Origin of the sequence: Paenibacillus nanensis, from assembly GCF_003583765.1 — a bacterium.
Taxonomy (GTDB): Bacteria; Bacillota; Bacilli; order Paenibacillales; family Paenibacillaceae; genus Pristimantibacillus; species Pristimantibacillus nanensis.
In genome coordinates, this window is the sequence record NZ_QXQA01000008.1 from 241,234 (window position 1) to 249,773 (window position 8,540).

Genomic DNA, 8,540 nt, shown 5'->3' on the forward strand with positions numbered 1-8,540 from the left:
TTCCATAAGGGAGAGTTTCATGATGATCATCCAATTCATTCGTTTTAGGTAATGGAAGGTACAGCTCATATGGCCCGGCATTTTTGAACGAAATGGCTTGGGTTTATTTGACTGTGCCTTTTTTCATTCACCGAATACGAATGAAAGGGTGCTTTTTTGTGTTTCCAAAAATTAAAAAGTTGATGAGCGCTGAAAAAATAGAGAGCGTTCAGGGGATATTTAGATGTCCATTGTGTAAACAACAGATGAACATGATTCATGCGCAAAGTTTAGTGTGCGGCAAACAGCACTGCTTTGATCTGGCGAAGCAGGGATATGTAAACCTTTTGACCCGATCCGGCAGAACGAAGTATGACAAAAAAATCTTCGAATATAGAAGGGTCATCAGCAAAGGCGGTTTATTTAACCCCTTGCATGCCGCGCTAAGTGAAATCATTAAGAGTCAGCTCCCGAATGACGGGCCGGCAAGTTTACTGGATGCAGGGTGTGGGGAAGGCTCCCATTTAAATCGCATTCAAATGGAAATCAATCGGAAAAACACCAACCCTCTATTAGCTGTAGGGATCGATATCTCAAAGGAGGGAATTGGTTATGCCGCAGCCGAATATACAAATGCGATTTGGTGCGTCGCGGATATTGCAAACTGTCCATTTGCGAATGAGCAATTCCATTTTATTCTCAACATTCTTTCGCCGGCGAATTATTCGGAATTTAAAAGGCTGGTTACGCATAATGGCTTGGTGATCAAAGCAGTTCCGGAACAGGACTATCTGAAGGAACTGAGAGAAGTGTTTTACGAAGGGTCGGATAAACAGATCTATTCGAATTCGCTTACCATAGACCACTTCAACGAACAGTTTGAGGTATTGGATGTGGAACGCATTCGATATCAAGCAGATCTGCATGAAGCTTTAATCGAGCCATTGCTCGGTATGACGCCATTAGCGTGGGGGACATCCAAGGAGCGCATAGAAAAGGTTCAACGGATGAATTTGAAACAAGTCACGATGGACTTTAAAATTTTGGTTGGCAAAAAATAAACCAAGCAACCGCCATACCATTCGTCAGAGGCTGCCGCGACGGCGGCCTCTTACAATTATTACTTCGCATTCTATGGTTTTTAAATTGAAGACTCGTCAGCTTTTGAAAAAAAGTTTTAGACTGAACCATTTATATAAGGACAGCGGCTTCCAAAACCTGATAAATAAGTTCTTGGACAGCAGCTGTTGTCATTCAATTAACGTTCTACCGTTAGCATAATCAATTAAGCGTGAGTATTAAGTCCAACAATTCGATAATCGCTTTCAACCTCTTCTCTTGCTACTTGAATAGATCTTGAATGACTGACAGGTCAAAATCACTTCTAACTTTATAACCCCTTAGTTTATTACCTTGTAATTCTGGATCAAAAATCTCTATATAAGAATTATCATATAAATGCACACCGTATCTTGCTTCTGTTTCTGTATAGAGCGTGAGCATAAATCTATCCTTTACCTCGCTCACATCCTCATTATTATCACGTTTTAGCTCCAGTTGATTTAGCGTCTTTTTAATTTCCTCTACTTTTCTTGCATCAGTAACATTTACTTTTTCGTTCTTATCAGCTTTTGTCACTTCAATTTTGTTTATATCCTTGAGTTCTAATAACTCTCCGCCAATGAATACTTTATTGAAATGCAAATATAGAAAAACCGATACCCCAAGTAAAACAATGATGCTTATTACAATTGTTTTTTTATTTCGTGTTTTCATAAAAGCCTCCTCAATCCCATTTTTTTGAATAGAGAACTCTCAGTCCAAGCCTCAAATCTCCAATAAGACTCACAACGACTAACACGAAATTTTTGGAGTATCTTCATGTTACAATGCCCCTTGTCGTGGGAATTGGTTTCGAATTGAATTCCCACAACAATACCACATATTAGAACAATCATGCCCTTCAGTTTAATCTCTGATTATTAGTCAATATTGCTTCATTTTTTCTTGCTGTTATTATTTTTATTTAAGGTATAGATAAGATTTGTAACGCCAAACGTAAACGCCCCAAGCAACACTACAATATGACCTACATTAAGCTTTAATTTCGGTTGATCAACACTAATTGCAGGTTTATTCGATTCAATTAATACATACAAAAAGGCAATAATAGGTAGAACAATGGAAATAATTATGATCATTATATTCATTTTATTTTTCGACCCATAAATCCACCTCGATACTGGCTTCAACCAGCATATTCTCTAAGTCCTTCACCGGCGGGTAGAATGACTTTATTTCCGTTGATTCAAAATCAACCTAACGTTCCCTGTTAGATCAACAAGTAATAGGGTTACCATGTATTATAATAATGGAAATTCAATGAAGGGTAGTGTTTTTTAATTGAAAACTTTTTATTGTGATCTGGAAATCACTTTAGATGTCATTGGCGGGAAGTGGAGGCCTCTTATTCTGTATTATTTAATAAAAGGTCCTAAACGGACCGGTGAATTGAAAAGGCTCATACCCACAATATCTCAGAAAATGTTAGTCCAGTCGTTGCGGGAGTTGGAGAGTGCTAATTTGATTATAAGAAAAATGTACAATCAGGTACCACCAAAAGTGGAATATTCAATATCAGAAATGGGTATGTCACTTGAACCCACTTTGCGAGCTCTTTGTGATTGGGGCCAAAATTATGCAGAGAAGAACTTGAGTAAGGATGAATATCGGAAATTAAATGTAGAATAGAGTAATTTCATGACCCATTTATTCTGCACTTCATCGCAATTATCACTTTTTAGTTACTATATAACCTAAAAGTACGTACTATTTTAAAAATTATAGATGGAACATAATAAGACTTGTGGCCATGAAGAAAATCAAAGAATTAATAAAAGGAGTCGTATGTAGGTCGATAAGTTTTTGGAGGTCGTTATGAAATTTGGCTTTATTGGTGCTGGAGCAGGACTTTGTAATATTATGCGTGACGTGGGCGCAAATACCTGCTGCTTTGTCAATGGTTCCTGACTGGACAGGCCGCGTTCTTATTGATACTAACAACCGTTTTGAAAATACGGAACCTCTACTTGTTGAATGGTCAGGAAAGAATTCAAGTGAAATCGTAGCTCAATATGCTCCGGGGGCTCATGTAATTAAAGCTTTTAACAGTGTTCCGATGGAACGGATTAAGGATTACACGGAAGAGAAGCCGAAGACTGTCCTATTCATGTCCGGTGACGACATCGAGGTAAAACAAGTCTTGTAAGAAATTTGGGAGAAGATTGGCTTTGCCTGTATTGATCTTGGATCCTTGAGCCAGGGCGTTCTACTGCAGCAAACAGGAGGACCTCTCGCCGGATTGAATTTAAATCTGCTGGATCAATGCACTGTACGATAACGTTATTCTTTACTGCAACTGGTTTATCAATAAAAGTTCAAAGGGGTTACTAATATGGGTAAAATACTTATTACTGGAGCAACGGGTAATCTTGGCAGCAGGACGCTAAACCTTCTTCTTAAAAAGGTTCCGGCAAATCAGGTCGCTGTATTGGTACGTGATCCGCAATCCGAAAAAATCGAAAGGTTTGTTAAAGAAGGTGTGGAGGCTCATCAGGGCGACTATTTTGATTATAACTCCCTTCTGCGAGCTTTTAACGGTGTTGACAAAGTCATGCTTATCTCCGCGCAAGCATTTACCGACCGTAATACGCAACATTTCAATGTCATCGCAGCTGCAAAGCAGGCTGGTGTTAAACAAGTGATCTTCACGTCGATCATACGAAGAGAAAATTCAAATCTTATTGTGCCCGAAGTGTCGATGTCAGACTTATTTGCTGAACAAACGCTTAAAGCATCCGGATTAGCTTATACCATTCTGCGGAATCCACCGTATCTTGAAGTCATGCATATGTATTTCGGAGATCCGCTTAAAACCGGCGTGCGAGTACCAGAGGGTTCCGGCAAAGTTGCCGCTGCATCTCTGGATGATTTGGCGGCAGCTAACGTAGCCGTTCTCACCCAACACGGGCACGAAAATAAGTCATACACTCTAAGTGGCAGCGAGGGAAGCTCTTTTGCAGACATCGCTGAAGCCCTCTCGGAGATTAGTGAGATGAATATCCCTTATGAGGCAGTTAGCGAAAAAGAATATATAGACTCTATGGTAGCGAATGGCTTGCCTGTTTTCATGACTGATTTTTTATTAGGCTGGGTGCGAGGAATCAACACTGGAGAATTTTCGGAGACATCCGGGGATCTTGAACGTCTGATTGGCCGAAAACCAATGACATATAAGGAATTCTTTAAATATCAGTTTTCTAAAGTTGAAGATTGAAAGCTGGGTATGTTTTTAGACTAAATTTGAAAAAGAAACAGCGACAGCCAAGCACGAGAAAAATTGACTGTCGCTATTGTATTGAGCTAACGTCTCCCGATAGTTCAATAACAAAACGTTATTTTAGGTTTTCTTTCATTAGAGTGGCTATCTTTTGTTCAGCCTCACTTGATATCCGTTCCAGTTGATTGATGAAACGTTCTTGTCGGTCTACTGATTGGTTCTGGCTTAACTTTGCTTTGCCCTCTATCTTGCTTATTTTAATTCTAAATCCTTGAACACCTTTGTTCAATCCAGCAATAAAGTCAGGGTCTACATCTTGCAATCTATATGGGCTATCCGTTGCTTCATACTTAAATACCATCTCATGTAAGGAATCCATTAACTCTTCCTCATCATTAATAAGTTCAGTTTCTCCATATACATGAACAGTCACATAATTCCATGTTGGCACTGCTCTATCCGTCTCGTACCACGAAGGAGAGATATAGCAATGAGGACCATGAAAAACCACTAAGACCACTTGATTACTAATATCTTTCCATTGAGGATTCGGACGAGCAAAATGACCATATAAGTATTGGTTCTCCTTGTCCAAAATTAAAGGTAAATGAGTAGCAAAGGGCATTCCATTGTGTTGCGAAAAAAGGGTCGCAAAACTATGTTCTTTTATAATTTCGTAAGCGATTTTTTCATCTTCGATTTGAAAATGCTTAGGAATATACATAGGTATCACCTCTTGGATATGGAATAGGTCATGATAAAATCCATTTGCTCTTCATCACCCATATAAAAGAGTGCGCTCCAGTTTGGACAAACCCCATTTTCTTATAAAAAGGTATAGCATCTTCATTCTCGTTCTCCGTTAGTTGAATGTTTCGAATTGATCTTTAAAAGAGTATTTAAACTGTTTCATTTAACATCTTTGCAAAATATTTAGGAACCTCCGTGTAACCTTGTCTAGTATAGAACCTATGAGCGTCAGTCCTCCTTGAATGACAATGAACTTGGATCCTATCAACTCCTCTTTTTTTAGCTGATGCAGTTACATACTCCTCAATTTTCCGTCCAATTCCCTTACTTCTAGCCGTTGTGTCGACGACTAGGTAACTTATAGACGCGATGTCGCCTTTAAGTGCTAGTTGCGGAATGTAATGTATCGATATGCAAGCAGCAATACGTCCTTCATCCTCATAAATCAATAATTCTTCATCAGGATGTTCAAGAAGTCTTTTTATGTTTTCCTTTATGAAGGACTCTGTATCAGGATAACCTAACTGAACCAACAATTCAGAAATCTCTTTCCAATCTTCAAGTTTTGCTTGTCTCATCATTTAATTCACTCCCAATTAATCGGTTAGGGTTTCACTTCGAAATCGAATTTGCAAACTTTTATGATGCAAACTTCCGTGCGAATGCCACGCACAGTACGACGGCGATATTCACTACTATGATAGTCCAACCGACAGGCTCCTGCAGGACGATAGATGCAAGCAGCAGTCCGAAGAAAGGCTGAAGGAGTTGTAACTGTCCGACCGCCACTATGCCGCCCTGGGCAAGACCACGATACCAGAATACAAAGCCAATAAGCATGCTGAAAAGGGAGACATAAGCAAGGCTGAAGTGAGCGGAAAGACCGATACCATCCCACGAGTCCGGCGTGTAATAAATCGTGAGCAGTAACGTAACTGGAAGAGACAAAACGAGCGCCCAGGAGATCACCTGCCAGCCCCCTAACTTCCGTGTGAGCCGCGCTCCTTCCGCATAACCGAGACCACACACAATGATAGCAGCCAGCATGAACGCGTCGCCTACCGACGAAGATGTAACCCCCTGGGCTAGTGCGAAACCTGTCACAAGGGCACTGCCGAAAGCTGAGAAGATCCAAAAGGTTGGTCGAGGTCGTTCACCGCCGCGCAGTACACCAAAGATCGCCGTTGCAAGCGGCAGAAGTCCAATGAAAATAATCGCATGCGCGGACGTGACATGATGAAGCGCCAAGGCTGTCAGCAGTGGAAACCCCACTACCACGCCGAGTGCTACTACCAAAAGGGGAACGATGTCGCTTCGGTCAGGCCGTTGTTGCCGGAAGACAAGGAGAAGCACTCCTGCAAACACACCAGCGATTGTGGCGCGGCATACAGTAAGGAACAACGGATCAAAATCCGCTACAGCAACGCGTGTTGCGGGTAACGAGCCGCTGAAGATGAGTACCCCCAGGAAACCGTTAATCCATCCGCTTGTCTTTTTATTAATTTCAATCCCCCCCCTTAGAAAGACGTTTCGAGTTCAAAAAATATTCCTTATTAAATAGCGCAAACTGTCATGTCCGCACCTCGTTATCCCATAAGTTTTTTAGCCGTCTGGCCGATAATTTCAAGACCTTTGCTGATATTCTCATCCGGTACTCTCGAGAATCCAAGACGCAACGAATGCCTTCCTCCGCCGTCTGTGTAAAACATATCTCCAGGTGTAAAAATTACCCCTTTACTGGAACACTCTATAAGCAGCTTTGTTGTATCAAAACTCTCATCAAATTCGACAAATAGATGTAGGCCTCCATCTCCCGACAATCTTTTAAAAGGGAGATACGTTTCGCAACAATGCTTGGTCCACTCGTATTTTCGTTTATATTCTTTACGGGCTTTTTTTAAAAATTTCTCCAGATTGCCGTTATAGAGGTATTGAAAGAGAACTGCTTGATCAAGCGTCGAGGTGTGAATGCTACGGGCTCGTTTAATGCTCTCAAGGTAATCGATCAGCTGGTGATCCGCCAGCACCCAACCAACTCGAAGGCCAGGAAAGAGCACTTTGGAGAAGCTTCCCATATAAATAACTGCATTGCCCTGTCCGGCCGATGCGATTAAAGGGGACACATGCGAACCCGAATAGCGCAGTTCCTCGTTGAAGCCGTCTTCGATGACCGGGATACGGTGACGTGCCATGAGCTGCATGATCGCCTGTCTTTTTCCAGGAGACGTTACAATGCCAGTAGGATTGTGGTAGGACGGGATAAAATAAGCGAAATTATAAGATCGTTCAGTCAAAACTCGTTCTAGTTCAGCCAGAATAATGCCATCACGCTCCATCGGAACGCCTGTAATATCGAAGCCGTTCAGTCTCAAGTTTTTGATGGCGGCGTAATGCGTCGGGTTCTCGCAAATGACCGAGTTACCGTCTTTCTTACGAAGGGCGGACATTACGATATCGAACGCTTCCGTGAATCCGCTCGTTATCAGCATATCTTTTCCTCTCAGATCGACGCCCTTTTGCTTCATATATTTCATCAAATAATCGATAAGTGGCTTATATCCTTTCGCGTAGCCGTAATTCAGCAGTACGCCACCCTCCATCGCTATTCGGTCTAAAAATGCTCGCTTTACATTGTCTAGATCGAACAGCTTTTCGTCAGGCGCAATGCTAGTAAAGGAAATTACGCTTTTATCTGCGCGTATGCCATGTTTCATCCGGTCTAATTCTACTGCTTGTCGGGCATATCCGTTAATTCGCGATTGCCAATCGATGTCGTAAGATGGGGCAACTCCGCCTAGTGGAGCGGAAGCTGCAACATAGCTGCCTTTCCCCTGAACTGTGTAGACGAAACCATCTTCCTTCAACTCCGCATATGCGGTAATAACGGTGTTGCGGCTGACGGCGAGCTGCAAGCCGAGCTCGCGGGTAGAGGGAAGCTTCTGATCGGCTTGAAGGGATCCCCTAATCATCAAACGTTTTAAGTAATCTTTCACCTGAATATAGGCAGGTAGGTCATCCTTAAACTTGAATTCATAAAACATTTTCATCGCCCCCATCTTCATGATGACACAGAATGGGAAGGGAAAGAAAGAACCACACCCCGGTTTTTTTGCCGGGGTGTGGTTTCGGAAGTAATCGACGCGATCAAGGTGTATCATGCGGAGCAATGGCGGCAATCAGCCCGGCATTCCCGACAGCCGCTACACCTCCTTACTCGATTAGGTCAGCCTTCCCGCCCAAAACGATCAAAAGCCGCGAGGGTTCACCGGGGCTATCTTTGCGCAGATATACTGAGCTAAACTGCCCTTTCGTATTATGAGATCAACCATTTCTTTCTGGTTGATCCTTTTTGCATTAGCTTCGAGGATTAAAGTAGCCGGGTCGAACGTACCTGCCCGTGGGACTTGATCCCGAGCGCTATAATGTTCACCCCTACTTGTCATGACCATGATTGAGGCTGGTTGGGACATAG

Annotated in this window: 9 protein-coding genes and 1 pseudogene; 4 read left to right on the plus strand and 6 right to left on the minus strand. The window is 42.2% G+C overall.

Annotated features, from left to right (window positions below):
• Window positions 1-158: 158 nt before the first annotated feature.
• Window positions 159-1,040, plus strand: coding sequence for a putative RNA methyltransferase (locus D3P08_RS14565; protein WP_240647529.1), 882 nt, complete (start codon window positions 159-161; stop codon window positions 1,038-1,040).
• A 280-nt stretch (window positions 1,041-1,320) separates the two neighbouring features.
• On the opposite strand, the gene D3P08_RS14570 is transcribed toward D3P08_RS14565, so the two are convergent.
• Entirely contained in the window at window positions 1,321-1,755 is a 435-nt protein-coding gene (locus tag D3P08_RS14570; RefSeq protein WP_119600424.1) for a DUF5301 domain-containing protein, read from the minus strand.
• A 627-nt stretch (window positions 1,756-2,382) separates the two neighbouring features.
• On the opposite strand from D3P08_RS14570, the gene D3P08_RS14580 reads away from it, so the two are divergent.
• From D3P08_RS14580 to D3P08_RS14590, 3 genes are all read left to right on the plus strand, one after another.
• Window positions 2,383-2,730 (plus strand): winged helix-turn-helix transcriptional regulator, encoded by a 348-nt coding sequence (locus D3P08_RS14580; RefSeq protein ID WP_119600426.1) that lies wholly within the window; start codon window positions 2,383-2,385, stop codon window positions 2,728-2,730.
• Window positions 2,731-2,923: 193 nt separating this feature from the next.
• On the plus strand, window positions 2,924-3,247 hold the full coding sequence (locus tag D3P08_RS14585) for an NADPH-dependent F420 reductase (protein WP_119600427.1): 324 nt from the start codon (window positions 2,924-2,926) through the stop codon (window positions 3,245-3,247).
• Between the two features lie 186 nt (window positions 3,248-3,433).
• The gene (locus tag D3P08_RS14590) at window positions 3,434-4,315 is read left to right on the plus strand and encodes an SDR family oxidoreductase (protein ID WP_119600428.1); all 882 of its coding nucleotides are present in this window, start codon (window positions 3,434-3,436) and stop codon (window positions 4,313-4,315) included.
• 118 nt (window positions 4,316-4,433) lie between these two features.
• Here the strand turns inward: D3P08_RS14590 and D3P08_RS14595 are convergent, their stop codons facing one another.
• From D3P08_RS14595 to D3P08_RS14615, 5 genes and pseudogenes are all read right to left on the minus strand, one after another.
• Window positions 4,434-5,042 (minus strand): FMN-binding negative transcriptional regulator, encoded by a 609-nt coding sequence (locus tag D3P08_RS14595; protein WP_119600429.1) that lies wholly within the window; start codon window positions 5,040-5,042, stop codon window positions 4,434-4,436.
• Window positions 5,043-5,047: 5 nt separating this feature from the next.
• Window positions 5,048-5,172 (minus strand): annotated as a pseudogene (locus D3P08_RS27975) (N-acetyltransferase); the annotation flags it as partial.
• 45 nt (window positions 5,173-5,217) lie between these two features.
• Window positions 5,218-5,649: a GNAT family N-acetyltransferase gene (locus tag D3P08_RS14605; protein ID WP_119600430.1), complete on the minus strand. Its 432-nt coding sequence runs from the start codon at window positions 5,647-5,649 to the stop codon at window positions 5,218-5,220.
• A 58-nt stretch (window positions 5,650-5,707) separates the two neighbouring features.
• Window positions 5,708-6,571, minus strand: coding sequence for a DMT family transporter (locus tag D3P08_RS14610; protein ID WP_119600431.1), 864 nt, complete (start codon window positions 6,569-6,571; stop codon window positions 5,708-5,710).
• Window positions 6,572-6,654: 83 nt separating this feature from the next.
• Entirely contained in the window at window positions 6,655-8,109 is a 1,455-nt protein-coding gene (locus D3P08_RS14615; protein ID WP_119600432.1) for an aminotransferase-like domain-containing protein, read from the minus strand.
• Window positions 8,110-8,540 lie beyond the last annotated feature (431 nt).